Origin of the sequence: Lysinibacillus sp. NPDC092081, from assembly GCF_044755845.1 — a bacterium.
In the GTDB taxonomy this organism is placed as follows: Bacteria; Bacillota; Bacilli; order Bacillales_A; family Planococcaceae; genus Lysinibacillus.
Map to the genome: position 1 here is coordinate 178,976 of NZ_JBIVRU010000001.1, position 26,099 is coordinate 205,074.

22 protein-coding genes and 2 pseudogenes are annotated in these 26,099 nt (G+C 36.3%); 8 read left to right on the forward strand and 16 right to left on the reverse strand.

Going from position 1 to position 26,099, the window contains the following annotated elements; translation table 11 throughout:
* Nucleotides 1-480 precede the first annotated feature (480 nt).
* The 3 genes from ACIQLB_RS00910 to ACIQLB_RS00920 all read left to right on the forward strand — a co-directional run bounded on the left by ACIQLB_RS00910 (nt 481) and on the right by ACIQLB_RS00920 (nt 3,229).
* Nucleotides 481-1,551 (forward strand): YibE/F family protein, encoded by a 1,071-nt coding sequence (locus ACIQLB_RS00910; RefSeq protein WP_400721625.1) that lies wholly within the window; start codon nt 481-483, stop codon nt 1,549-1,551.
* Nucleotides 1,551-2,327 carry a YibE/F family protein gene (locus tag ACIQLB_RS00915; RefSeq protein ID WP_400719852.1) on the forward strand — a complete coding sequence of 259 codons (777 nt, stop codon included), beginning with the start codon at nt 1,551-1,553 and terminating at the stop codon, nt 2,325-2,327. The genes ACIQLB_RS00910 and ACIQLB_RS00915 overlap by 1 nt, the downstream gene beginning before the upstream one ends.
* A gap of 284 nt (nt 2,328-2,611) precedes the next feature.
* The gene (locus tag ACIQLB_RS00920; RefSeq protein WP_400719854.1) at nt 2,612-3,229 is read left to right on the forward strand and encodes an HAD hydrolase-like protein; all 618 of its coding nucleotides are present in this window, start codon (nt 2,612-2,614) and stop codon (nt 3,227-3,229) included.
* Between the two features lie 77 nt (nt 3,230-3,306).
* Here the strand turns inward: ACIQLB_RS00920 and ACIQLB_RS00925 are convergent, their stop codons facing one another.
* The 3 genes from ACIQLB_RS00925 to ACIQLB_RS00935 form a co-directional block, all read right to left on the reverse strand.
* Entirely contained in the window at nt 3,307-4,083 is a 777-nt protein-coding gene (locus tag ACIQLB_RS00925; RefSeq protein WP_400719856.1) for a methyl-accepting chemotaxis protein, read from the reverse strand.
* 107 nt (nt 4,084-4,190) lie between these two features.
* Nucleotides 4,191-5,183 carry a VanW family protein gene (locus tag ACIQLB_RS00930; RefSeq protein ID WP_400721628.1) on the reverse strand — a complete coding sequence of 331 codons (993 nt, stop codon included), beginning with the start codon at nt 5,181-5,183 and terminating at the stop codon, nt 4,191-4,193.
* 326 nt (nt 5,184-5,509) lie between these two features.
* Entirely contained in the window at nt 5,510-6,133 is a 624-nt protein-coding gene (locus ACIQLB_RS00935; protein WP_400719858.1) for a transmembrane-type terpene cyclase, read from the reverse strand.
* 166 nt (nt 6,134-6,299) lie between these two features.
* Between ACIQLB_RS00935 and pgeF the strand changes: the two genes are divergently transcribed.
* Nucleotides 6,300-7,064 (forward strand): peptidoglycan editing factor PgeF, encoded by a 765-nt coding sequence (gene pgeF / locus ACIQLB_RS00940; RefSeq protein WP_400719860.1) that lies wholly within the window; start codon nt 6,300-6,302, stop codon nt 7,062-7,064.
* 530 nt (nt 7,065-7,594) lie between these two features.
* Here pgeF and ACIQLB_RS00945 read toward each other — a convergent pair.
* Nucleotides 7,595-8,959: an amino acid permease gene (locus ACIQLB_RS00945; protein WP_483869695.1), complete on the reverse strand. Its 1,365-nt coding sequence runs from the start codon at nt 8,957-8,959 to the stop codon at nt 7,595-7,597.
* 174 nt (nt 8,960-9,133) lie between these two features.
* On the opposite strand from ACIQLB_RS00945, the gene ACIQLB_RS00950 reads away from it, so the two are divergent.
* A complete protein-coding gene (locus ACIQLB_RS00950) occupies nt 9,134-9,346 on the forward strand; it encodes a hypothetical protein (protein ID WP_400719862.1) in 213 nt (70 codons plus the stop codon).
* An 11-nt stretch (nt 9,347-9,357) separates the two neighbouring features.
* Here ACIQLB_RS00950 and ACIQLB_RS00955 read toward each other — a convergent pair whose 3' ends face one another.
* The 6 genes from ACIQLB_RS00955 to ACIQLB_RS00980 form a co-directional block, all read right to left on the reverse strand.
* Nucleotides 9,358-9,567: a hypothetical protein gene (locus ACIQLB_RS00955; protein WP_134019535.1), complete on the reverse strand. Its 210-nt coding sequence runs from the start codon at nt 9,565-9,567 to the stop codon at nt 9,358-9,360.
* Between the two features lie 56 nt (nt 9,568-9,623).
* On the reverse strand, nt 9,624-11,144 hold the full coding sequence (locus ACIQLB_RS00960; RefSeq protein WP_400719864.1) for an NCS1 family transporter: 1,521 nt from the start codon (nt 11,142-11,144) through the stop codon (nt 9,624-9,626).
* 109 nt (nt 11,145-11,253) lie between these two features.
* The gene (gene preA, locus ACIQLB_RS00965) at nt 11,254-12,516 is read right to left on the reverse strand and encodes an NAD-dependent dihydropyrimidine dehydrogenase subunit PreA (protein WP_400719866.1); all 1,263 of its coding nucleotides are present in this window, start codon (nt 12,514-12,516) and stop codon (nt 11,254-11,256) included.
* A 256-nt stretch (nt 12,517-12,772) separates the two neighbouring features.
* Nucleotides 12,773-14,149 (reverse strand): NAD(P)-dependent oxidoreductase, encoded by a 1,377-nt coding sequence (locus ACIQLB_RS00970; protein ID WP_400719868.1) that lies wholly within the window; start codon nt 14,147-14,149, stop codon nt 12,773-12,775.
* Between the two features lie 196 nt (nt 14,150-14,345).
* Nucleotides 14,346-15,749, reverse strand: a complete 1,404-nt coding sequence (gene hydA, locus ACIQLB_RS00975) for a dihydropyrimidinase (protein ID WP_400719870.1) — start codon at nt 15,747-15,749, stop codon at nt 14,346-14,348.
* A gap of 79 nt (nt 15,750-15,828) precedes the next feature.
* Complete coding sequence (locus ACIQLB_RS00980) at nt 15,829-17,073, reverse strand: Zn-dependent hydrolase (protein ID WP_400719871.1); 1,245 nt, start codon at nt 17,071-17,073, stop codon at nt 15,829-15,831.
* A gap of 138 nt (nt 17,074-17,211) precedes the next feature.
* Here ACIQLB_RS00980 and ACIQLB_RS00985 point away from each other — a divergent pair, with 138 nt between their 5' ends.
* Both ACIQLB_RS00985 and ACIQLB_RS00990 read left to right on the forward strand, forming a co-directional pair.
* Nucleotides 17,212-18,381 carry a PucR family transcriptional regulator gene (locus ACIQLB_RS00985; protein ID WP_400719873.1) on the forward strand — a complete coding sequence of 390 codons (1,170 nt, stop codon included), beginning with the start codon at nt 17,212-17,214 and terminating at the stop codon, nt 18,379-18,381.
* A gap of 75 nt (nt 18,382-18,456) precedes the next feature.
* Entirely contained in the window at nt 18,457-19,092 is a 636-nt protein-coding gene (locus tag ACIQLB_RS00990; protein WP_400719875.1) for a rhomboid family intramembrane serine protease, read from the forward strand.
* Nucleotides 19,093-19,321: 229 nt separating this feature from the next.
* Here the strand turns inward: ACIQLB_RS00990 and ACIQLB_RS00995 are convergent, their stop codons facing one another.
* From ACIQLB_RS00995 to ACIQLB_RS01005, 3 genes and pseudogenes are all read right to left on the reverse strand, one after another.
* Complete coding sequence (locus tag ACIQLB_RS00995; RefSeq protein ID WP_400719877.1) at nt 19,322-19,708, reverse strand: DUF378 domain-containing protein; 387 nt, start codon at nt 19,706-19,708, stop codon at nt 19,322-19,324.
* A 313-nt stretch (nt 19,709-20,021) separates the two neighbouring features.
* A pseudogene (locus ACIQLB_RS01000) lies at nt 20,022-20,333 on the reverse strand (methylated-DNA--[protein]-cysteine S-methyltransferase); the annotation flags it as partial.
* A 70-nt stretch (nt 20,334-20,403) separates the two neighbouring features.
* A pseudogene (locus ACIQLB_RS01005) lies at nt 20,404-21,176 on the reverse strand (isocitrate lyase/PEP mutase family protein).
* 215 nt (nt 21,177-21,391) lie between these two features.
* On the opposite strand from ACIQLB_RS01005, the gene ACIQLB_RS01010 reads away from it, so the two are divergent.
* Nucleotides 21,392-21,673 carry a hypothetical protein gene (locus tag ACIQLB_RS01010; RefSeq protein ID WP_400719879.1) on the forward strand — a complete coding sequence of 94 codons (282 nt, stop codon included), beginning with the start codon at nt 21,392-21,394 and terminating at the stop codon, nt 21,671-21,673.
* 202 nt (nt 21,674-21,875) lie between these two features.
* Here the strand turns inward: ACIQLB_RS01010 and dinG are convergent, their stop codons facing one another.
* The 3 genes from dinG to ACIQLB_RS01025 all read right to left on the reverse strand — a co-directional run bounded on the left by dinG (nt 21,876) and on the right by ACIQLB_RS01025 (nt 26,082).
* Nucleotides 21,876-24,647 carry an ATP-dependent DNA helicase DinG gene (gene dinG, locus ACIQLB_RS01015; RefSeq protein ID WP_400719881.1) on the reverse strand — a complete coding sequence of 924 codons (2,772 nt, stop codon included), beginning with the start codon at nt 24,645-24,647 and terminating at the stop codon, nt 21,876-21,878.
* Between the two features lie 317 nt (nt 24,648-24,964).
* Entirely contained in the window at nt 24,965-25,495 is a 531-nt protein-coding gene (locus ACIQLB_RS01020; protein WP_400719883.1) for a TlpA family protein disulfide reductase, read from the reverse strand.
* A gap of 50 nt (nt 25,496-25,545) precedes the next feature.
* Nucleotides 25,546-26,082, reverse strand: coding sequence for a MauE/DoxX family redox-associated membrane protein (locus ACIQLB_RS01025; RefSeq protein WP_400719885.1), 537 nt, complete (start codon nt 26,080-26,082; stop codon nt 25,546-25,548).
* Nucleotides 26,083-26,099 lie beyond the last annotated feature (17 nt).

Sequence of the window (26,099 nt, forward strand, 5' to 3'; positions counted from 1 at the left end):
AATTCTTTATAAAAAATTTTTTCTCTAATTCATTTCCCATTCGAAGTTAGTGCTGTCGTTACGTTTGCACTTTCGCTACATAAATGAAGATTAAAACAGCGACCACCTTTGGTCATTATAGATCCTAATCAACACGGCTGAGAACATAATATTTCTCTAAAACGATTTTTAATTAATAAGATTTCACAATGAATAACAGTAATTTAATTTTGCAATAACTAACTTAGTACGCTAAAAGTCATGTTAGCCTCGATTATATAATTAAGGAACCTCTATTCAATTAGCACGTTACTTTATAATGGCACTTTTTTAATCTGCTTGACATTAAAAAATCATAGTGATATTGTGAGTCATTGTTCGTGTTAACTCTAGCAATGAACGCAACGACTATGATTAGATTCCCTTCTCACATTGGAGGTTTTTTTATTGCAAAACATCTTGAAGAAAAAGTCTTATAACAAAGTTATTTTTTATACCTTTATGGCAATTTGCTTTATCGCTTCTGTTATTTTCGTTTATCACAATGAAGCATTTTATGATCGTCCAATTGCTGAAGTTATAAAAACGGAATTAAAAGAATCAAACCCTGTAACGGATATGTATGAAAATGATGATCATTTATATACTCAGCTTATTACAGCTATATTAAAAAATGGTGAAGAAAAAGGTAAGCTTATTCATTTTACAAATGAGTATTCAACATCTGGAGCCTTCGATCAAGAATATCATGTAGGGAATAAATTATTTGTTTCCATTAAAGCGAATACGGACAAAAACGGAGATTTAACTGGGACAATTTTAGACGTAAAACGTGATCAGTTCGTCTTGATAGTAGCGTGGATTTTTATTTTTGCTTTGCTGATTGTTGGTAAAAGACAAGGATTATTTTCAATCATCAGTTTAATTGTAAATTCTCTTGTATTATCCTTCGCCTTGGATTTATATGTGAATTCAAATATAAATTTGATATTTATAAGTGGGATATGTGTTCTTTTATTTACGATCATTTCTTTATTGCTCATTAACGGCTTGAATGAAAAAACTTATGCCGGGATTGTTGCAACACTTATCGGAACATTTATTTCTTTATTGATTAGCGCTTTAGTTCTGTGGATCACAAACGAGAATGGAATTCGATATGAAGAAATGCAATTTTTAACACGACCTTATCGAGTGATTTTTATGGCTGGGTTATTTATTGGAGCACTAGGGGCTGTTATGGATGTCTCCATCACAATGGCTTCTTCTATGTTCGCTTTATTTGAGCAAAATCAAAATATTTCTGACAAAGCACTGAGAACCTCAGGGATGGATATTGGGAAAGACATTATGGGAACGATTACAAGTATTTTGTTTTTTGTTTATATTTGTGGCTCAATTCCTATGTTAATTTTATATTTAAAAAATTCTTATCCATTAGGGCAAACACTTTCCTTAAATCTTTCGTTAGAATTAGCTCGAGCCCTAGCAGGTGGAATCGGTGTTGTCTTAACGATTCCAATTAGTCTATACACTTCTATTTTTTTCATTAATCGAAAGAGGGCAAAATAATGAATGTATTAGTATGGTTGACTGCCATTTTATTCATATTGATGATCGCTATTGGTGGAAAAAAAGGAGTACGATCTTTTCTATCTTTATTTTTAAACTTTGGAGTACTCTTTATCACGATCTTTTTAATGACCAATCAAAAGAATAGTCCGATTATATTAACGCTCATTGCCTGTACCGTCATAAGTTGGATTAGTTTATTTTTTATTAATGGATTGAGCAGTAAAACAATGACTGCTTTCATTTCTACGATGATTACAATTGTAATTTTATTACTATTTATTGTTTTTGTAACGGACAAATCAATGATTCGAGGATTTGGGGAAGAATCCACAGAAGAAATTAGCATATTTTCACTTTATATTGGCGTCAATTTTGTGCAAATTGGAGCGTCCGTTATTATTATGAGTACGATTGGTGCAATTTTGGATGTTGCCATTTCCATTGCTACTTCCATGCATGAGATTCTTCACCATAACCCATCAATTAGCAGAAGAAAATTATTTACATCAGGTGTAAGCATAGGAAAGGACATTTTAGGTACAGATACAAATACATTATTTTTCGCTTTCTTTGGTGGATATTTAAGCTTGCTCATATGGTTTAAAGATTTATCTTATTCAATTGGCGAAATTATAAATTCTAAAATATTTGCTACTGAAATAATTATGATATTTTGCGCAGGCATTGGAATCGCACTTATCATACCTATTACTTCCTCAATAAATGCATATTATTTAACAAAAAAACGAGAAAAAACAGAAAATGCTTCATAATAATCGTACCTGTCCCCCAGCTCAATACCAACGGGTGACAGGTACTTTTTTTGTCCATTCAACTAAAAAAAGTTTTCGTTATTGAATTCAACGCATTTTTCGGTACAATATTTACCAAAGAACCTAAAAAATATTTACCCTTTAGTAAAAAAATTATTCATCAAAGGTTCTATACAATACGCTGTTTCATATCCTGTATAATCATGTCATTTTTTATGGATAGCCAGTAACATTTTCAAGAAAAAAACGTCTTTACAACTAGATTATAAAGGAGAAAATTTGTCATGAAATATATTATCTTTGATTTTGATGGAACATTGGCAGATTCTACTGCAGTGTTTGCATCAGCTTGGAATACACTTGCGCTAAAATATAAATTTAAAGGAATTGAGTTAAAGGAAATCGAGGCATTGAAAAAATTATCTATAGCGGAACGCAGTAAATTATTCGACTTTCCTATGTATAAATTGCCTATGATTTTACCACAGTTTTATCGCTTGTATCGTCAGTCATTAAATGATGTTCATCTTTATGATGGTATTAAAGAAGTCCTTATGGAAATTGATAAAAGGGGCTATAAAATCCTTATTGTTTCCTCCAATTCACAGGAGAACATTTTAGAATTTCTAAAAATGAACGGCATTCAATGTGTCTCAAATGTTCTTTGCTCAAACCGTATTTTCGGAAAGGATAAAGTGATAAAGAAATTTTTGAAAGACTCAAGCATTACACCAACAGAAGTTTTATACATTGGTGATGAACAAAGGGATATCGTAGCCTGTAAAAAAGTGGGCGTGCCTATTATTTGGGTTGGTTGGGGATATGACGCTATTGAAGTTGTACAACAAGAGGAACCCGAGTACAAAGTTACTACACCACAAGAAATTTTAAATATCATATAAATATAGAGGATAATAGCGATTAAATTAAATTACTATTATCCTTTTTATATGTTAGGCTTTTACCTCGCTAATATACATTAATTTTTCTGCTGTGTTGTTAATTCCTGCATACTCACAGAAAATTGCTGAGTAAACGCTGTGATTTGATTTGCTGATTCATTGACTTGATCAATAGATTGTTTAATGCTTTCTAATTGATTTGTAATGCTATTGGCACTTTCATTACTACTTTGAGACATTTTCTGTATTTCAGATGCTACAACAGCAAAGCCCCGTCCATGCTCACCTGAGCGAGCAGCCTCAATGGAAGCATTTAATCCAAGAATTTTAGATTTCATGGCTAAATCTTTTACTAAATTAACAATCGTATTGATTTGTTGAATATCTCCAGTCATTGATTCCGAAAAGTTGGATAGCTCCTCCAAGCGATTTGATACATCTACACTTGCTACTGCTAACTCTTCATTCGTTGCGGTCATTTCTTCAACAGAACTAGAAAGCTCTGTCGCTAATAAACGCATACTATCCATTTTTTCATTCGAAATAATGGCACTTAACACACCAACTACTTTCCCGCCATCAAAAATAGGCTGTGCTGAGGCAATATACGCCATTCCAAAATCTTCAGAACCTCGCTCTTCCCTAATAAACTTTCCTAAGCTAAGAGCATTTTCAGTTGTTGTCCCACGATATTTCACTACAGGATCACCAACTTTAATCTTTAAGTCCACTTGTTTACCTGGCTTATAGGCAATGACTTTCTCAGTATTAGCAACTATAATACAAGCATCTTCTGGATATGTTACCTGGTAAAAATCAATAGAATCTATTGCTGCCTGTAGTTTCGGATGCATTATTTTTCCCCTTTCTCATAACAAAATTATACTGAAATACCTCGATTTAACTATAGCATGACACCTAAAAAAAGACACCATTGGCATAAGTGTCTTCGAAAAAACTACTATGGCTTTTTCAATATTTTTACATATTTTTCTGCTGTTCTTATCTCAACTGTAAGAGCATTTTTACTATAGTTAGCTTTGATTAAAAATGGTACGTTAGTAGTATTTTGAAATCTAAAATCTAAGCCGCCATATGAAACTGTAGCGTCTCTTCCTTTTGGAACATACCCAACATCTAAAGAATGGTGATGACGTTCTACAAATTTTACTGGTATTTGATCAACTGCGTTAAATAAGGTAGAGGACGTTTGACAAATACCTCCCCCAATACCCATCACAACCTTTTTATTGATGATTTCTGGTGCAGGCTGATAACCATTTACTTCGTCCCTAGGTCCAACGACTGTATTGAAGGAAAAATAATCTTCACTCCCAACGATAACATTGTTGATTGCCTTCGCAGAAAGTTCAATATTTTTATTTCTTCCTACATCACGGGTATTGAAGTAAGTTGTATAGGATGCAACAACTACGTTTTCTAAAGAAGGAATATCTTCAAAATAATAACCGCTTTCTGTAATATAAAGAGGCATCTCTACTTTACCGCCGGTCGCTGATACTTCTACTATTTTCTCTACTAATTCACTTTCTTTTAAAACAATTAAAGGACTCCCCTTAATTACTTTTCCTTGATCGTCCAGCTTATCGAGCATCATACGTTTATCATAGCCGGCCGTTTTTTCATTTCCTCTCGCTAACTCTTTTACTAATTGCTCAATTTGTTTTGTATACGATTGTCTATCACGTTCATAGTCCATTTCTTTCGGTGATATTGTTTGAATGATGGCTTTTGTAGAAGGTTCCACAATTTCAACAACGACGGGCTTTGTTTGTTGTTGTTCAAAGGTAACAGGCTTTTTTAAATCCTCAGCTTTTTGCTCTGACTCTTGTTGTTCTTGTTTTTTCTCATCCGTTGTTTTCCCCTGACAGCCAACTCCAACTAGCCCAATTGTACATATTATACATAGTGTGGTCATCCACTTCCTTTTCAACATAAAACACCTACCCTATCGTCATACTACAGAGACATCTTATTCGTGTATTGCTAATAGTGTGTTTCATTTCATTATTTTTATTTGTTTTTAAAATCAATTATGCCTCGGCATAATGGCGTCCGGAATCGGCTTTGTGCTTAGGCCTGCATGATGCCAGGTCAGTTAGCCGTTATCGCATGGATGCGATGATTTTAGGCTAACATCCTTTAACCACTCCTTTCCGAATCCGTGACATCCGCCGGAGGCTTTAACTTCTTAAGTTAAAAACACTCTACAAAGTTGTGACTTTGTAGAGTGCTATTCTTTAAAGATGAAGGGAATTTTTATTTGGCATACCTCACATAAAACCTATAGATTAATACGATATAAATCCAATCATAAATCAGGGTTGCAAGCGAAATAATAGTAATCAATGGTGTTCTAAATGACATATAGAAGCCAATTGCTGCAAACACAGTACCGATCATTTTACAGACGGCTATGCCCATTGATTGTCCACTTAGGTTCCCTCTTTGTATGAATAAGCCGATAAAAAGCCCTGACATCATCAGATTTTGTAAAAATGCGGCATACATGCCTATCATATCTTCGAATTCATGCATCATCGCTAAAATCGTGAAAAAGCTTATGACGAGTGTTATGAAAAAAGAACAATAAAATATCTTTCTCGGAATCATTTTTTTATACTCCTTAAAACCATAACGTAAAAATTGCATCATAATGAAGATGTCTAAAAGAAACCATAGTAAATTAATAATCTTTTGCAAGTCATTTTGCGGATACATAAATGAAAAGATAAATTCCCATGAAATATTGGCACAAATTGCGGCCATTGGCATGCCATATTTCTTATCTTGAAATCCTTGTTTGATGACGAGTATGTATGTAATAATCCAAAAAAGTCCCGAGCCTAATTGGCAAATTAGTAAGAATATCTCTTTCGTCATATTTCAAACTCCTTCCCCCTAATATTGAATCTTCGATACTATATGTGAAGAAATCTATTGTTTATGTCAAAAAAATTGTAGAAAATACTCAAGGCTCTTAAAAATCTTAAGAGTAAGCGCCTATACATTCATTAACCAATCATATATAGTAAGACGAGGTGATAATATGAAAAATAAAATTTATTTTGATAACGAACAATTTATCGCAGGCACAACCTTAAAGGATGACATCGAGCTAGAACACAACAATATGGCACTGCATACATGTGTGAATGAGGCAGATGTGCTAGAAAATCGAAAAAAATTAGCAGCTACTTTAAATTGTGACTTACATCATTTTATTTGCACTCAACAAACACATAGTGCTAATTTCCATAAAGTCACGATTTCTGATAAAGGACGCGGCGCAGAGCAAATGGACACTGCTATTAGTAATACCGATGCACTTTATACAGTAGAGCCGAATTTACTTTTATGTAGTTTTACAGCAGATTGCGTACCTGTCATTTTTTATAATGAAATCAATGGCCTTATTGGCGTGGTGCATTCAGGCTGGCAAGGTACTGTCAAGGAAGTCACATCAAAACTTTTCCAACATTTGATGGAGCATGAACAATGCAATCCACAAGATTTTCACGTTCAAATCGGTATGGCACTTAGTCAGCAGAAATTTGAGGTGGATGCAGATGTCTATGAAAAATTCCACAACCTAGGCTATGCTGAGGATTTTATGTATTACAATGCACAAACAAATAAATATCATATCGATAATCAACAAACTGTCAAAAAACAATGTGAGCTTGCAGGTATTCCAACTAAGCAGATTTCGATTGATTCAACATGCACATATCTCAGCCTAGAAGGTTTTTCCTACCGTCAAGATAAACAGGCAGGCAGACATTTAAGCTTTATTATGCGAAAAGAAAAGTAGTAAAAAGGGACAATCCAATTATTAATGGAGTGTCCTTTTTTACTAAAACGCTATTCCTAAATGCGTAAAGATGTATTGAAATTTAATCTTGAGACCCCGATAAATTTTATGAGGAGCGTCGAAACACATCTTTTTTCATCTATAGAGAGCTTACTTAGATGAAAATAATCAAACATTCCTAATAAGCAGGATCTTTTTGATAGTTTAATCAAAGCTATACTCTTTTGGTTCAGCTTGCCTACTCATACTGTTGTTGAGGAGCTGTTGATTTTTCACGGAGAGTGGTGACTCCTGCGGGATTAGCTTGCGCTGAAAGCCCCGCAGGAACGAAGTGACGAGGAGATTGAAGCCAAGCCCGCGGAAAGCGCCAACTCGGAGTGAAAATCAACCTTTGTTTATTGATACACATTATTTACTCTTTTGTCCCATTTTAAAGATGCTAACAATAAACAGGCAAAATGGGTAAAATCGTTGTTACAAAACTAAAAAGGATGTATCTCATAGTAGAAATACACCCTTTTAACATTTCATTATTTATTAGTTGGACGTTCTTTTCCAATTCTAAAAACATAATAGCTAATGATAACAAGAGCTAAGAAAATAATTCCCACAATAAGAGAAACTCTTGTATCATCATTAAACCACATACCGATTAGCACCATGACTAAAAAAGCAATCGTTATATAGTTTGTAAATGGTGCAAAGGGCATTTTGAACGGGTGCTTTGACAGTTGTTCACCTTTTATTTTTCTAAATCGTATTTGACTTATTAAAATAACAAACCAAGGAATCATCCCCGGTAATACACTTGCACTGTATACATATACAAATAAATTCTTTGGCGCTATATAGCTTAGAATAACTCCGATGACTAAACCAACTAGTACGCCTGCTGTGCCGAATATCGGAACACCATTACTAGAAAGCTTCGCAAAAAATTTAGGTGCTTGTCCATTCATAGCAAGCGTATATAGCATACGTCCTGCACTATAAATTCCACTATTACAGCCTGACATTGCCGCTGTAATAACAACAAAATTAATAATTCCTGCCGCAGCGGTAATTCCAACCTTTGCAAAAGTTGCAACAAATGGACTACCAATCGTACCTAATTCATTCCACGGATAAACTGTTACAATAACAAAGATTGCACCGATATAAAATATTAAAATACGCCAAATAATACTTTGAATCGCATTCGTAATCGTTTTTTGAGGATTTTTCGCTTCCCCTGCTGTAATCCCAATAAGCTCAACACCTTGATAGGCTGCAACTACTAATGATAACGCAAAGAAGAAGCCCGTCCAGCCGCCTGTAAAGAAGCCTCCATGATTCCAAAGGTTCGATAATCCGATTGCCACGCCTCCATTACCAATCCCAAAGAAAATAAGTCCAAAGCCTGCAACAATCATTAAAACAATCGTCACAATTTTAATCATGGCAAACCAAAATTCAAATTCTCCAAAAGATTTAACAGAAACAAAGTTGGCAACACCTAAAATCACCATTGCAATTAAACCTGGAATCCATGCAGGTAAATCTGGATACCAATACTGCATATATGTTCCTACTGCAATAACCTCTGACATTCCAACAATAATCCATTGAAACCAGTTACTCCACGCCGTTAAATAACCAGCTAATGGGTGTATATATTTATAGCCAAACGTTGCAAAGGAACCTGTACTTGGCTCCACATAAAGCATTTCTCCCATTGCTCGCATAATGAAAAAGATAAATATACCTGCTATTGCATATGCAAGGAGCACGGAAGGACCTGTCCACTGAATGGCACTAGCAGAACCCATAAACAGACCCACGCCAATAGTACCACCAAGAGCAATCATTTGGATATGACGTGCCTCTAATCCTCTTTTTAATTCTTTATTTGCCACTAAATTACGCCTCTTTCTAAAGTTCTTTCTACGATGAATTATCTTATAATAATAATAAATTCTGTTGGAAAACACAATTGTATTTTTAGGAAAAACACGAATTATTGCACAACGACAAGGGTTCTGAGCATTTTGGTGTTCTTTTTCGTCACTTCGGGGGTTCTATCCGTCACTTTGGCTGTTCTATCCGTCGCTTTGATTTCTATCCGTCACTTCGAAGGTTCTTTCCGTCGCTTTGATGACTCTATCCGTCGCTTTGACGGTTCTATCCGTCACTTTGATGATTCTTTCCGTCGCTTTGATGATTCTATCCGTCACTTTGACGAGGCTATCCACGACTTTGGCTGTTCTATCCATAAAAAAACTCTATTCCATCGAATGGAATAGAGTTTACTTTGTTACTGCAATAGCGTCTGTTCTTGGAGCTTTGCAGAGAAGTATTTGCGTGCATCTGCTGTTAGAATTTGCAGCAAAATAACCTCTTCTTGACGAGCAAATTCTACAAACATTCCACTTAAATTTTCATAAACATATTTGATTTTAAAGCCGCTATCTAAATAATGATCCACTTTTTTAATTTCCTCTGTGCTTTGTTGATGTTCTGACATGCAATCACTCCACCTTTCCGTTAATCAACCTCTTGATATTCTGTAGGTGTTTCATATTATTCAGCACCTTTTATATCTAACAGCGGATCTGGTTGTTCAACGACATCATTCTCATCTGGAACAACAGTTGGAGCAGGCGCTTGTTGCTGTCCAAATAGTTCATCCAAATTGTAACCAGCTGTAATCCCTAAATATTTTGCATCACTTGGATCTTCTAGCTCAGCTTGAGGGTATTTTTTGAACCACCAATACTTCGCTAATACATAATATACAAGTGCCCCTACAAAGAACCCTATTAATGAGGAATAAGTGGAGAATATATTTGCCACTGCACCACCGATAATCCAAGCGATTAAACCAGCTAAATTAAAGCCATTCCAATATTTAAATTGCCCCTCTAAGTCATAAAGTGCTTTTACATGCACGCGACGTTTACGGATTAAATAGTAATCAGCAAATAAAATTCCAACGATTGCTGTTAAAATTCCTCCGATAATTAAAAGTGCATTTACTAACACATCAAATAAACTCCAAGGCTGTGCTAGAATACCAATTATTCCTGCAATAACAACCCCAACCCAAAACGGCACTTTTGGACCACCGATATTTGAGAAAATTGTTGCCGCTGGGATAACATTTGCAGAGGTGTTAGTTGACCATTGTGCTAATACAATCATTAACAGTAAAATTCCTAAAATAAAGCCACTTGCACTTTGCTGTAATGCATTGATCGGATCAGCTGAGGCAACAGCCATATAGCACACAGCACCAATTGTCACTATGAAAGTATTTGTAATCGGCATGACGATTAATGAGCCGACCAGCTGTGTTTTATTGCGTTTGAACCAGTTGCGTTCATTTTTTGGTGCTTTAAAGAAGCGTGAAAGTGAAGGCATATCGGCTGCTAGCGTTGCCCAAAATCCCATATTCGCCATAATCACTACCATAAATGCAGTGAAGGATGCGAATCCTGTTGTTGGTGCTTCCACCCACGTCCAAATATTTTTCCCTTGAGCTACTGCATGATCTGCCAGTGTATAATACATCCAGCAGGAAATTAAAATAATAACTGGTGCTGCTAAATCTGCAAAGCGTTCAATAGATTTAATACCTAGTGATGTATTAAATAACTGAAGTGCTGCAAAGACAATGAAACAGATAAACCAATTATCAAAACTAAAAAGTAAATTTAAAATGCCGTTTATAGCTAATGCTCCAAAATAAGTGTTCAGACCGAACCAACATGCAGCCGTTACACCTCGGACAAGTGACGGAATATGTGTGCCAAATGTACCGAACGGAGCACGCATATATACTGGGAATGATAAGCCATGTTCAATGCCTATATCACCAATTAACGTCATAAATACACCGATTAGACAAGAGCCAATTAACGTTGCTAAAATTACCATTGGCAATGGTAAGCTCATGATTGCCGAGCCACCGATTGCAAAAGCCGCTAATACAATTGCCATCCCTATCCAAATTACTGCAAAACCAAATGTTCCAATATTTCTTTGTTGATGTGTCACTGGAAGTAAATCTGGGGATTTTAAATAATTCCCTTCACGTTCCATATAATCTCTCCTTTTTTTCCAATTTTCGTGACAACTTACATGGGGTTATTCCTTCCTTCAACGACAATGCTAAAGGAAGGTGGAATTTCAGTTTATTTGAAAGTTTTATTTACTTTGATAGACTACTAATCAAAGATTGACGTTCATTCCAAGTCATTGATGGAACTGTAGATTTGCGTTCAACCATTGTAATAGCACCATCTACAGGACAAACGATTGAGCATAAATTACAGCCTACACAGTCCTCTTCCCGAACTTTCAGCATTGGGCGACCATCTTCTGAATATAAATCGATACATTGATGCGATGTATCTTCACATGCAATATGGCACTTGTTACAGTTAATACAAACATCGTTATTAATTTCAGCAACGATTTTATAATTTAAGTCCAAGTCACCCCAATTGGAATATCTAGAAACTGAGCGACCTACCAAATCCATGACAGAGGCAATGCCTTTATCGTCTAAATAGTTATTGAGTCCATCGATCATATCCTCAACAATACTAAAGCCATGATGCATCGCTGCTGTACAAACTTGCACGCCCGTAGCTCCCATTAATATAAACTCGGCAGCATCTTGCCAGTTGGAAATACCACCGATACCCGAAATTGGAACATTGATTAATGGATTACGGGCACACTCTCCCACCATATTGAGTGCAATTGGTTTAACGGCAGGACCACAATAACCACCATGTGCACCCTTTCCTGCTACATGAGGCACTGTATTCCATGTATCTAAGTCGACACCCGCTAAGCTGTTAATCGTATTAATCATACTAATAGCATCTGCTCCACCTCTTGTAGCCGCTTCTGCCGTTACAGTAATGTCTGTAATGTTTGGCGTTAACTTCACAATTACTGGTGTTTTCGCTGCCTCTTTCACCCAGTACGTTTGCTTTTCCACCAATTCAGGTACTTGACCAGAGGCAGACCCCATTCCTCGTTCTGCCATCCCATGTGGACAACCAAAGTTAAGCTCAAGACCATCAACACCCACATCTTCTACTCGTTTAACAATCTCATGCCACTTTTCTTGCTTTGGCTCCACCATTAAGGAAGCGATAATTGCGTGATTTGGAAACCTTTTTTTCGTTTCATATATTTCTTGTAAATTTACCTCTAACGGACGATCCGTAATCAGTTCAATATTATTGAAGCCTGCTACTCTTTGTCCATTAAAGCTAACAGCTGCAAAGCGTGAAGAAACATTTAAAATTGGATCACCTAATGTTTTCCATACAGCACCACCCCACCCCGCTTCAAATGCGCGTTGTACTTGATAGCCTGAATTCGTTGGTGGTGCTGACGCAAGCCAAAATGGATTCGGCGATTTGATGCCCGCTAAGTCAATGCGTAAGTCTGCCATAGTAGTTCCTCCCTTATGCAATCTCACTTGGTTTTATCAATTATGCCTCGGCATAATTGTGTCTGGAATCGGCTTTGTGCTAGCACAAAGAACTCCTTTCCGATTCCGTGACATTCGCCGGAGGCTTTGGGCCAACACGACGTTGGTCACTCAGTCGTTGCCACAGGACGTGGCGTTCTTAGACTGAGTTCCTCTATTTCAGTGGGCGTTTGGATACTCGTTGAAAAGTAGCTTAAATCTGCATTCATCTCACCACCTATAGAGGAGGGAGACTTCCGCTGAAAGAAGTTAAACGTTCATGGATCTTGTATGCTGCATCTTTTCCTTGTTGCACAGCTGTTACAACCATCGCCTCGCCCTGTCCATTTCCGAAGACGACATCACCACATGCAAATACTTTGTCATTCGAAGTTTGCATTGTCGTTTCATCAATATCGACAACGCCATTTGTATGCTGTAAGCCAAAAGCTTCAATCAATGACACAAAACGTGTTTGCCCAATTGCTTTAATGACGGTATCCACTTCAATAATGAAATTGGATCCTTCAATCTCCTCAGGTCTTTGTCGACCATCAGCACCCGCTTCCCCGAGCTTCATTTTCACACATTCAATGCCTACGACCTCACCTGACTCATTGCCAATAATTTTTTTCGGTGCTGTTAGCCACTTAAATTCCACACTATCCTGTTTGGCAAATTCATATTCAAATTTGTAAGCAGTCATTTCCTTTTGTGTTCTTCTATAAAGGATTTGAACATTGTCAGCGCCTAAACGTACAGCACTTGTCGCACCGTCGATTGCGGTATTTCCTGCACCAATAACAGCTACACGCTGTCCAACTACGCTCGTTGTAAGCGGTCCCATTTTTGTCTTTCTCACAAACTCGATAGCATCATGTACACCGACTAAGTCTTCTCCTTCAATGCCCAAATTCGGTACAGCCCCCATACCAACCGCTAAAATGACACTGTCATATTGCTCTAAAATCTCATCTGTAGAAATATCCACGCCAACAGTTGTGTTCGTTTTGATTTCCACACCAAGCTTTTCAATTTGTTCAATTTCCCAATCAACGACTTCATTTGGTAAACGGAACGATACAATTCCATAACTACCTAGACCACCAGCTTTTGCCTCAGCTTCATAGATTGTGACAGCATAGCCAAAACGACTAAGTTCACGAGCTGCCGCTAAGCCTGCAGGACCTGCTCCAATAATCGCTACTTTTTGGCCATTGCTTTGCCCTTGCTTAAACAGCTGAACATTTGATTCTATCGCCCAATCTGTTGCATAGCGCTGTAACTCTCCGATTTTAATTGGCTTTGTTGAGGAATTTAACACACACGCCCCTTCACATAGTTCCTCCGTTGGACAAACCCTTGCACAGCTTGCACCAATTGGATTTGCTTCTAATATAGTCGTAGCAGAGCCCTTCATATTACCAGAAGCAATTTTTTTTATGAAATTTGGTATTTGAATACTCGTTGGACAGGCTTTAATGCACGGTGCATCATAGCAATAAAGACAACGATTGGATTCCTCCATTGCCTCATTCTTTGTCATCCTGCTAGTCAATTCCATAAAATTACGTTTTAACTGTTGGGACATTGTATTTTCTAGATTCGGAGCCATTTCCACATCCCCCTCATGTGTTCATTTTTTCCTTCTTATCAATTACACCTTGGCGTAATTGACGTTAGAACCATTGAAAACAGCTACATTCAACATTCATCTCACCACGTATAGGGATAGATAGTCTTCTGTAGCTAAATGAAAATATTACGAAACCGATTGCTCTGCTCTCCATCCAAAGCAATCGGTCATCAAACTAAATGTTTAGTGCTTCTGCAGCCGTTGTTTTTAATGCACGTTTTATATATTGCCCGCTACCTAGTACACCAACAAATTCTTTATTTTTAATGACATATTCTCCTCGTACTAGTACACTTACTGGTTCTCCTGTTACTTCCCATCCCTCATATGGGTTATAATCCACGTTCATATGATGTGTTTTAGCCGAAATTTCTCGTTTTGCCTCTGGATCAAAAATAACGATATCGGCATCAGAACCGATTGCAATCGTTCCTTTTTGCGGGAATAAACCAAATATTTTTGCTGCACTTGTAGAAATCATATCGACAAACTCATTGATAGAAATTTTCCCTTTTGCTACACCTTCTGAATATAAAATACTGAAGCGATCTTCAATAAATGGCCCACCGTTAGGAATTTTAGAAAAATCATTTAATCCTAACTGCTTTTTACCCTTAAAACTAAATGAGCACTGATCCGAGCCAATTGTTTGTAGTTGTTTTGCTTTTAGAGCATTCCATAAATGATCCTGATGGTATTTCGGGCGAAGTGGTGGGGACCAAACATATTTTGCACCCTCAAAACCTGGTTGTGCTAAAGCAGATTGATCCAAAGTTAAATATGGTGGACATGTTTCACCGTAGACGTCATAGCCTTTTTCACGCGCAGCAATGATCTCATCTACTGCCTCTTTACAAGTTACATGAACAACATAAAGAGTAGCGCCAGCAATATGGGCTAACTCAATCGCACGTTTTGTCGCCTCGCCTTCTAATTCAGCTGGACGAGTGAGCGCATGATAAATCGGTTCCTTATGACCTGCACGTCGCGCCTCTTCTACAAGCTCATCAATAACAGAACCATTTTCACAGTGCACCATAACAACAGCACCGAGGTCTTTCGCTATTTTAAAAGCCTTAAAAAGGGTGCGATCTGTTGCTTGAAATTCTTTCGCATAAGCCATAAATACTTTTACAGAAGTAATGCCCTCCTGCTCTAAGATTTGCGGCAATTCGGCTTCTGTTTCAGGAGTGAAATCAGCAATCATTAAGTGGAATCCATAATCGATGGCTGATTTCCCCTTCGCCTTGTCATGCCACTTTTCAACTGCAGCTGAAAGTTTTTCCTCGCCAGCCGTTAAGCAGAAGTCCAAAATAGTAGTTGTCCCACCGAAAGCTGCTGCAATGGTACCAGATTTCCAATCATCGTCTGTTACAGTATTGTTAAATGGCATATCTAAATGAGTATGCGGATCAATTCCTCCGGGCATCACATATTTACCAGTAGCATCAATAACTTCTGCCCCAACGTCGGATAGATTTTTGCCAATTTGAACAATTTTTCCGTTTTCAATTAAAATATCTGCCTCAAAAACATCTACAGCTGTCGCTACTCGTCCGCCTTTAATAATTTTTTTCATTCTGCCCCTCACCCTTCGTAAAATAATGGAGAATGCACAATCATGACAATGTTAGGAAAGACAATTCACAACACACACCTTAATGTAACGTGTAGGTCTCTCCCATACTGAACTTTGTTTGCAGCGTCAACACTGTTTCAAGTAATACATCTGCTCCTTTCGCACAATCCTCTAATGTTGTTTCCTCTTCTTCGCAATGACTCTTACCGTTAATACTTGGTACGAAAATCATCGCTGATGGAACAATGCTTGCTATATATTGCGCATCATGCCCCGCCCCGCTAAACATTCGATGAGCAGTATAGCCGAAGCTCTGACAAGCCCTTTCCACTTCATTACAAATATGAGGATCAAAATAGACTGTATCTCTACCCCATAGCTTAACTGGCTTAATGCTACAGCCCATATCCTCTGTAGGAAGATTATTCAGTATGTCCTCAACCTTTTGCATGGTCTCTGGTTTTTGATGACGTGAATCAATCGTAAATGTCACATTGTTCGGTATAACGGTATGAATATTTGGAGAAACATTCATTCGGCCAAAGGTAAACACTAACTGTTCATCAATTTTTCCGAGCTCCTCATGTAAATACGTAATGATTTTTGAAGTGACGATCATCGGATCTTGACGCATTGTCATTGGTGTCGTTCCAGCATGGTTGGACTGCCCTGAAACCGTAATTTCATAGCAAACCATCCCTAATACACCTTCAACAACTCCTATTTCCAGTTGCTTCGCCTCTAGAACAGGTCCTTGCTCGATATGCAATTCGATATAAGCAAGTGCTTCCTTTAAACGATTTTCTTGATCTCCCTCATAACCACTTGCTTGCAGTGCTTCTTTGAAACTAGTGCCATTTTTGTCGACAGATTGCAGCATTTTTTCTTTTTCAAATTTAGCTGAGATGACACCAGAGCTCATCATTGCAGGATCAAAACGAGCACCTTCTTCATTCGTAAAATTCACAATCATTATAGGAATATCTAGCTCAATCTCGTTTTCCTTTAACGTTCTAATAGCCTCTATTGCCGTTAAAACGCCTAATACACCATCAAATTTCCCACCCTTTTCAACGGAATCTAAATGCGACCCCATAACAATTGGAGGGACATCCTTTTTCCCAGGTAGGATGCCATAAATATTACCCATATCATCGACTTTGATGTCCATCCCTAATTCTTCACAACACTCACAAAAATAGTTTCTTGCTAATACATCCTCATTCGAAAGAGACAAACGAGTTACGCCACCATTTTCAGTAGCTCCAAATTGACTAAATTGTTCAATTAACTCTTGCAATCGTCTACTATTACACTTATACATATGCAAGTCCTCTCTTTCACAGTAGTTATACACATTCTATAAAAGATAAAAATTATGAGATATAGATAGCAACCTAAAAAAATATGTGCATCTGCACATAATATATGGTAAGTTATGTTCATAATAAGGGGGAGGAAAATGGGGACAATTCGCAAAATTGTAGAGGGAGTCCAATTCCCAATGATATCAATAGTAGCTGGACATAGCGGAACTTTTCGGAGAGTTACAGGGATTAACGTAGTAGAAAGTATCGATTTAATTATGTTTTGTAGACCTAATGAATTAGTCGTGACTACAGGTATTAATTTATCTTCAGAAGGAGATTCCTTAGAGCAACTTGTAAAACTAGCTTTCTCTAAAAAAGTAGCAGGTTTCATCATCAACACCGGCCCATATATTCCAAATATACCAGAATCAGTCATCACTTTTGCCAACGAACATGATTTCCCTATTTTTCACATGCCATGGAATTACCGAATAGCAGATTTATTAAAAACAACATTTCAATTTATCGCCAATCACCATCAAGAACTTTCTATCGAAGAAAAGGTTCTTTATAACTTACTTTTTCACTACAAACAAAACACCAACTATATTAAAGATCAATTAGCACTACTAGGTTTTCCACAAGGTAGGGAGCTAGCCATCATTTCATGTACAACAAATGGTGCACAAGCTAATATTGACCGTTACGAGGTCATGATCCAATTTGCATTTCAAAATAGATATAAACGCTTCTTAAAACTAAAGCATAAAAATCACCTCATCTTTTTAATCGACAGAGCACAAATCAATACACCAAATACTCCCTTCTCAAAAGTTGTTGAAGAAATTTACGACAAAATTACGCAAAAAAATGGTTACTTGGATATTATCATTGGTAAAGGAAATTTTCATAAAGAGTTGGAAAATGTTCGCAAAAGTTATGATGAGTCATTAACAGTAATCCAATTAGCAAAGCTTCATAACAATCGTTTCCTATATAAATATAAAGAAATTGGTGCCTACAAAATTATCATGGCCGTGCAAAATCAAACATTAATCAAATCATATAGCCAAGACATCTTAGGTGTGCTTTATCGCTATGATGAATTGCATAACTCAGATTATGTACAATTTTTACGCATTTTTCTCGAGGAAAATGGTAGTACCCGTAGGATTAGTGAACGTCTATTTATTCATCGTAACACAGTACTTTATAAAATAAAAAAAATAGAAACGCTATTAGATATGGACTTAAGTAGCCCATTTACAAAAACAAATCTCTACATCGCATTTTTGATTGAAGATGTATTGACGCACCAATAAACACAACTGTATATAATCGATTTCGAATCTTGTTTAATATAATTTTAAAACTATTAATCTATAGGATGTGGCTGAATGTTTGCTATAAGAGAGAATTATAAAGAATTTTTTCAGTATTATCCGACCACTGTATTCATAGTTCTTTTATGTAGTTTGGTTTCTATTGTAACTTTTTTATTTTTCGATGGTTATAATGAGGACGCAATTATTATTCTTGGAGGTCTTGATAAAGAATTAATTAACAGCGGAGAAATATGGAGATTTTTAACCTATTCATTCGGACATATGAGCCTTTTTCACTTATTGTTAAATATACCGATTTTAATACTGTTATCTAGACCACTTGAAAGATATTTCGGAAGCACACCCCTTTTTGGAATTTATATTCTTTTATCTATAGCTTCAGGTATATTTATTTATTATTTTTATGTTGGGGTTTATCCATTAGCAGGTTCCTCCGGGGCTGGTTATGGTCTATTAGGGATATTCACGTTCTTTCTCATCAGGTACCCAAATAAGATTTATTCCTATGATAAAAGATTTATTTTAATCTTTTTAGCCATTAGCTTTATTTTCACCTTAAACGTACCTGATATCAGTATTTCTGGACATGTAGGTGGACTTATTAGTGGTTTTGTAATAGGCTATATCATTTCAATTTTTAAAAAGGATCAAAAAGAAGGCTCCTTTTACTCTAGCCGAAACTATTGATTAATTAACGGTTTTAATTGACTGCAACGAAAATAAATATTATTCGAAACTACAATCCGCTTAGTTACTAGGTTTATAGATATGTAACACTACATCCTCCAATCCTTGATTTCTTTGCGGATTTTTTTATCCTAGCCATAAAAAAACCCCGTAAAAGTTAGATGGGTGTCTAACTTTTACGGGGCAGTTCACAAACGGTCACCAGTTTTTTTGAGGAATAAAGTCGAGGTTATTTTTTGTTTTTATTTTTATTTTTATTTTTGCTATGTGAATCCTTTTTTTCTTCTTTTAGCACATTAGTTGTTTTTAATGCAGTAAAATCTGCTTCATCACCAAACTCCATACCATAGTTTGGATTTCTGTCTATGCGAGTATGATGATCCTGATCAAGATTTAGATCAGGATTAAGGTCTTCATCCTCATCAAATCGCATAATAAGCACAGGTAAGGATATTAGTCCCGCTAATCCAACGAATGCATAAATCCATCTTGACAATACTGCTGTTTGTCCACCAAACAAATAGGCAACTAAGTCAAATCTAAAAAACCCTATAAGTCCCCAGTTGATTGCTCCCATGATGACTAACACTAAAGCGATTCTATAAACTACGCTCATGTTTACACCTCCTTCACTTGTAAATACGAAGCCAGTTATACATTTGAAGTTCATGCTTCACATGTATGAAAAGCGTCGATACTGCAAAAAAACTGTCATAACAAGTGGTAAAATTACAAATACTTATTGTGTAATTAAATCGCCCATTTTGACGGTCTTATTTTTAGCAATAACCGCTTATTTATACAAAAGGCAAACTAGGCTAAGTTATGTTACAAACAAAGGGAACGTTAGAAAATCAAAGGTGAAAAACCGCTTTTTTAATGGCTCTTCACCATAACATAGGGATGATCATCATAAATTTATTTCATCTTTACTTAATTCCCTTACTATTCAATTTTTCATGTTGTAGTAGCCATTCCTTTCTCCACATCCCACCTGCATAGCCTGTTAGTGTCCCATTAGAGCCAATAATGCGATGACAAGGAATAACGATGCTTAAATTATTTCTGCCATTTGCACTTCCTACAGCTCTCACAGCTTTTTCATTGCCAATGGAAGCCGCAATATCTTTATATGTTGCTGTTTCGCCATAAGCTACACTTGTTAAAGCATTCCAAACTTCTTTTTGAAAACTCGTTCCCTCAAAAGTATAAGAAAATGTAAACTCATGGCGCTCACCGACAGACCATAATTTTATCCCACATTTCCTCAAAGATTGATTTTGTTATCCACTATTCCATCCCCTTTGAAGTCTATTTCTCATATAAAAACGCCGTATTTTGCTTCTCAAGTAATTGGCTAGCATTCATTTTTAAATAAGCTATTATTTTGTCTGATAGTGCATTTCCGAAGCTAAAACGTTTACCCCCTAATTCTTTAAGCTTATTACAATCCGTCAGTTCAGGTAAAGAGAGTAGATTAATGGGTGCATCTATATTGAAAGTCAATTCCCTTATTTCCTCATCAGCTGTTAATCCTGGAATAAATATGCCACTAGCTCCGCACTCCACTAAGGCCTTTGCTCTATTCATAGTTTCCATAAATGGATTCTGAAGCTGAAAATACGTATCTGTTCTCGCATTAATATAGAAATTTTTATAACCATGATTATCTAACATCATTCTCATTTCTGCTAGAAGGTTACAATGCTCATTTAGCTTTCGTAATCCCTTTTGTTTTTTGAGTGAATCTTCAATATTGATACCTGCAACTCTAAGATCTGCCGTCCTTAACACATTATCTAAAATTGTTTTCTGATCATGTCCATATCCCGCCCTCAATATCTGCGGAAACAGGTATTTTTATATTGTCTACAATTGATTTAATAATGGCTAAGTGTCGATCCAAATCAATTAACTCACCATCTGCATAGCCAAGTGAATTGGCAATTCCCCAGCTTGTTGTACCAATCGCTTTGAAGCCCGCATTTTCTAAAGTTAACGCAGATAATAAATCCCACGCATTTCCTATAAAATAATAGCTCTTTAGTTGAATGTAGTTCATTAAATTTCTGAATTTTTAACATCATGATGCCTCCTTATTGTTTATTAGCCATCTTTATCGGAAAACTTACCTTTTGCCATTAATATCGGGTGGGGAATTGGTCAAAACATTGATGAAGCTCGAAAAAAGGCACATATTGCCAATCACGAGGCACAACAACAAGAAAAACCATCATTTATTATTACAGAAAGTGGTCAACTAATAAGCCCAAATACAGAAGAAAAAGTTGTTTTACAAATGACAGAGGAAACTCCTGAGCTACAACGCTTAAGTGAAAAATTAAACATTTCCCTCCTTTTAATCCAAAAGGTTTTATCTGTCATTGAAAAAACAAATACAAATGAATTATCCTCTGCTGATATTGCCTTACATTTAGATATCACCATCAGAAGCTCTAATCGCATACTGAACGAGCTAGAAAGTAAAGGCGTCGCTGAATTAATTTATAAGAAACATGAAAAGCTTCGCGGCAGACCAAAGAAATTTTATAAGATAAACTTTCATCAAGGCGAATCGTAAAGAAGATTGAATGTTCATTAAATGGCAACTAGCCCTCCAATTTGTCGAGGGCTTTTTTTATGTTCTGGTTGCAGCTCGAGGATCTCTTTATTCGCTCCGCTTCCTCCCCTTCGCACAGGCACTTTACTTTTGGGTTAGATTTTCTCCCTACCTCCACCTACCAAAAAAACCCTTCTAGCAAAACTGCTAAAAGGGGTTACATCTATTTCTGCCAATTATTAAGTTCCTTTAACAACTCAGGTAGCTGCAATTTCTTAACATCAATCGGTGGTAACGCCTTTATAAATTCCTTACCGTAAGACTTTGTTGAAATGCGGCGGTCTAAAACGATAAAGGCTCCTTTATCCTGTGATGAACGGATTAAACGACCAAAGCCTTGTTTAAAACGCATGATGGCTTCTGGCAGTGATAGCTCATTGAAGGAATTGCGACCTTGTGCAGTAATATGCTTTGCTCGCGCCTTAAATATAGGCTCTTCTGGTGAGGAGAACGGCAGACGTACAACGATAACAGATGCAAGTGCGTCACCTGGAACGTCTACACCTTCCCAGAAGCTGTTTGTACCAAAAAGAACGGAATGGCTAAATTTTTGAAATGATTTCAGGATTCGCATACGGCTACCACCCGTTACACCTTGTGCAAAGAGCATATAGTCATCAAGGAGTTCACTATCTTGAATAAGTTCCACTGTTTTTCGAAGCATGTCCTGTGCGGTAAATAGGACAAAACAACGTCCTTCCGTCATCCGCACTGTACGTGTAATGGCGTGAGCGACCGCTTCAATATATTCATCCTGTGACACATGTTGAATATCGGGCATATCTGTGACAATAAATGCCCTCGCTCCTGCATAATAGGATGGTGGCGCTTGGAGCTTTCTTACTTGCACGCTATCAGAAATACCAAGTTGACGTGTCACAAAACGTTCATTACCTGGCACAGTTAAAGTACCTGAAGTCCACACAATACTTGCTTGCTTCCGAAGTGGTGCCAGTACTTTTTCAATGATTGGCGTGATATTAACAGGCTTTTTAAAGACGTGCAAACTCCCTGGAACGCTCCGTAAATCAAATTCTAACCACACTGAATTATCATCCTGTGACGATAGGAAAATTTCCTCCCATTCAGCGATTTTTACTTTTAATTCACGAATCCAATAATGCCATTCCGATAATATATAGAGCTCATTTTTATCTAATTGCTCAATATTATTTTCAAAGGCCTGCCCTACTTCCGTCGCAAGGTCAAGCCACTGCTGTGTGAGCTTACTCACTTGTAAAAGCGGTTCTTTTGCTAGCGATACATCCTCTAAAAACAAAGTGCATTTACTACTAGCCTGTTTTCCTTTTACTTGTTGCTGCATTTTTTGAACAGCTCGCTGAATCGTGTCATCGAATGTCCGTTGCAGGCGTATAAATTGTGCATCTAGTCGTTGCAAGCTTTGCATAGAAACACGTTGTTTTTTCTTAGCTGCCTGACTAAATTGCTGGAACAAAGCAGTTTCCTCCATCGTTCCTATTTGACCGAAAATGTACTTCCACTGCGTATAGGAGAAGACAATTTCGTCTTGCTGCATAGCAGATTGTATAAATTGATGTGCTTCGTCAATGATCCATCCGTCAATTTGTGTAAAGATTGGTGTTTGACGGACTAAATCACTAAGTACCATAGAATGATTGGTTACAATGCAATCGGCAAATTCACTATTTTTTAACGCTTGCTCATAGAAATCAAAGCCCTTTGAAGGTTTTTCATCGGGCATTTTGCGAATTTTCTCTAAAAATAGTTGTCCACCACCAGATACATTAAGCTCACTTAGCACACCTGTTTCTGTTTTGGTCAACCAAACGAGAATCTGCAAAATCGTAAATGTATCATCATAAGTTTCATCAGCATAAGCCATACATTGCTCAAAGCGTGCAACGTCAATATAATGCTGCATGCCCTTAAGAACAGCAATATTTACTTTAGTGCCAAGGATTTTTTCAATCTTTGGGAGCTCTTCCTCAACAAGCTGCTCCTGCAAGTGTGACGTATATGTGCTAATCGCAATTTTTTTATCAACTGCTCGAGCATACAAAATCGCTGGGAGTAGATAGCCCGCTGTTTTTCCGATACCTGTTGAGGCCTCTATCACGCACTCCCTTTTGTCATTGAGCGCCTGCCAAATAGTGTCCATCATTTCGAATTGTGCCGGTCGTTGCTCAAAATTTGGCATCGCCTTTGTCATTAATGCTGTTTTGTCAGCTGCTGTTTGCGGGTACGATACAATCTCCGAGTTATTTGTACGCTTTTTTCGTCCATCAGAAATGGCCAAATTTCGATAGTAGGAAACATTCTCATTAGCCGTTACATGCTGTCGTTTAATTTGAAGAGCCTCGAAGAAAAGCTGGGATAAATTTGATTTTAATCTGAATGAGCGTTTATGCATTTGTTCAAGAGTTAGCTGTGGGAGACTGAGTAGCTCCTTCCAGCAATGTTTAAAGAGCTCAGCCGTTGCACGGGCATCGTCATCTGCTCGGTGTGCATTTGCCAGTTCTATATTTAAATCTGCCGCTAAATCACCTAGCTTAAAGCTCAGTGACATAGGGAACAATATTTTGGCAAGCTCAACCGTGTCCATCTTTTTACCTTGCCATTTTGGTAAACCTGCACGCTTGAATTCTGCTTGTAAAAAGGATAAGTCAAAATCCGCATTATGCGCGACAAATACACAATCGGCAAGCAGTTCATATATGTAATCGGCATGTGCCTCAAACGGCAAGGCATCCTTTACATCCTCATCCGTAATATGCGTTAAATCCTGAATGAAAGGTGGAATCGCTTTACCTGGATAAATAAACTTCGTAAAGGTGCGCTCAATTTTCCAATCTTCCATAATAACAATTGCTATTTGAATCATTCGGTCCCCATTTGCCGGTGAATGACCAGTCGTCTCTAAATCAACAATTGCATACTTTTGACTTTCCATCATACATCTCAACTCACAGTTCACATTAGATAGATGAATTTTATCACATATTTACATGTTTGGTCATGTGTCGGTTATCTACCGCAGTGCTCTTTTATACTAAAACTCATTCTAATGCTTTAAATTTCCAAATCTACTTAATGCCAAGTTGCAAACTATTGTAAAACTATAAAAGATGTCTAGAAATGGTTTCGTTCAATTTTTCACTTAAATAAACGCAGCGGTATCTAGTATTTTTAAAAAGTAAAAAACAAAACAGGTGAAAAGGAATTAAGCTGTTAATTCTCACCTGTTTCGTTTTGTTAAATAAATATTAGAACTTAAGAAGCATCTTCTAATACTAATAACTTCTTAAGATGCTTAGGATTTGATATTTCTGTAGAAAAATTCACTAGACCGTTCTTATCTACAAAATAAAGGTAGGGTGTTTTTGTTACTTTATAATTTTTAAATAAATCTGGTGCAACTATCAAACTGATTTTTTCATTATTTAAGAACATTTCTTCTTTTAATTGGTCTTGCATAATAATAATGGTATATCTTGTAGAATCATTAAAGATTTCATTACTATTCTTCAAAACTTCTTGACATTGAGAACAAGTATTACTTAAAAATAATAAAGTCACTTCATTATTTCTTAAAATATCTTTTAAAACTATTCTAGACTTATTTTGATCTACTGCTCTAAATAATGGCGCTAAGTCTCCCTGTACAATTGTACCAAATTGAATACCTTTTATTGAATGAATTTCCGTTAAGAAATTCTTTATAAGTTTAATTAAACTATAAATTACATATGTTTCTACAAGCAAAACTACAGCAATTATTCCAATAATAAAATTAATAAACATTTTCATCTTCCTCTCTTTTTAATATTAGGTTTATATTTCAAATCTTGATTTTATTGTAATTTTTCAATAACGTTAATCATATTCTTTTTGAAATTTCTAAGATTTTTTATTGATAAGTTAATAAATCCTATTGAAGCTATGACAATAAAAATAATAATTAAATGAGCATTAGAAATATCTAATTCTTTATCGTATAAACATAAACTTATTAGAATAAAAATTATATTCCTAATGATGATCGAATATGATAGATTATCATTTTCTAAAATCCCACCACATCCGCATGAAATATTTTTTTTCCCGTTCTTGATATTTATAAATATTACTACTGATACAGTGCTAAAAAAAATAGTGATAAAAAGTAAATTAATTAATGTAACGCCCATTAATTTCAAAGATATAGCAATATAAAATTCTACGCCTAATAAAAATACTAAAGCAATTTGAGCATAATTTTTCTTAATACCAAAATTAGAAAAAGTTACAATACTTTTCTTAAAATTAATTGCTTTATCCAAAGCAGAAGTACTAAAAATGAATATTAAAAAAATTAAAAGAAAATTACTTATCCAATATATAGAATACAAAATTCTTCCCTCCCAAT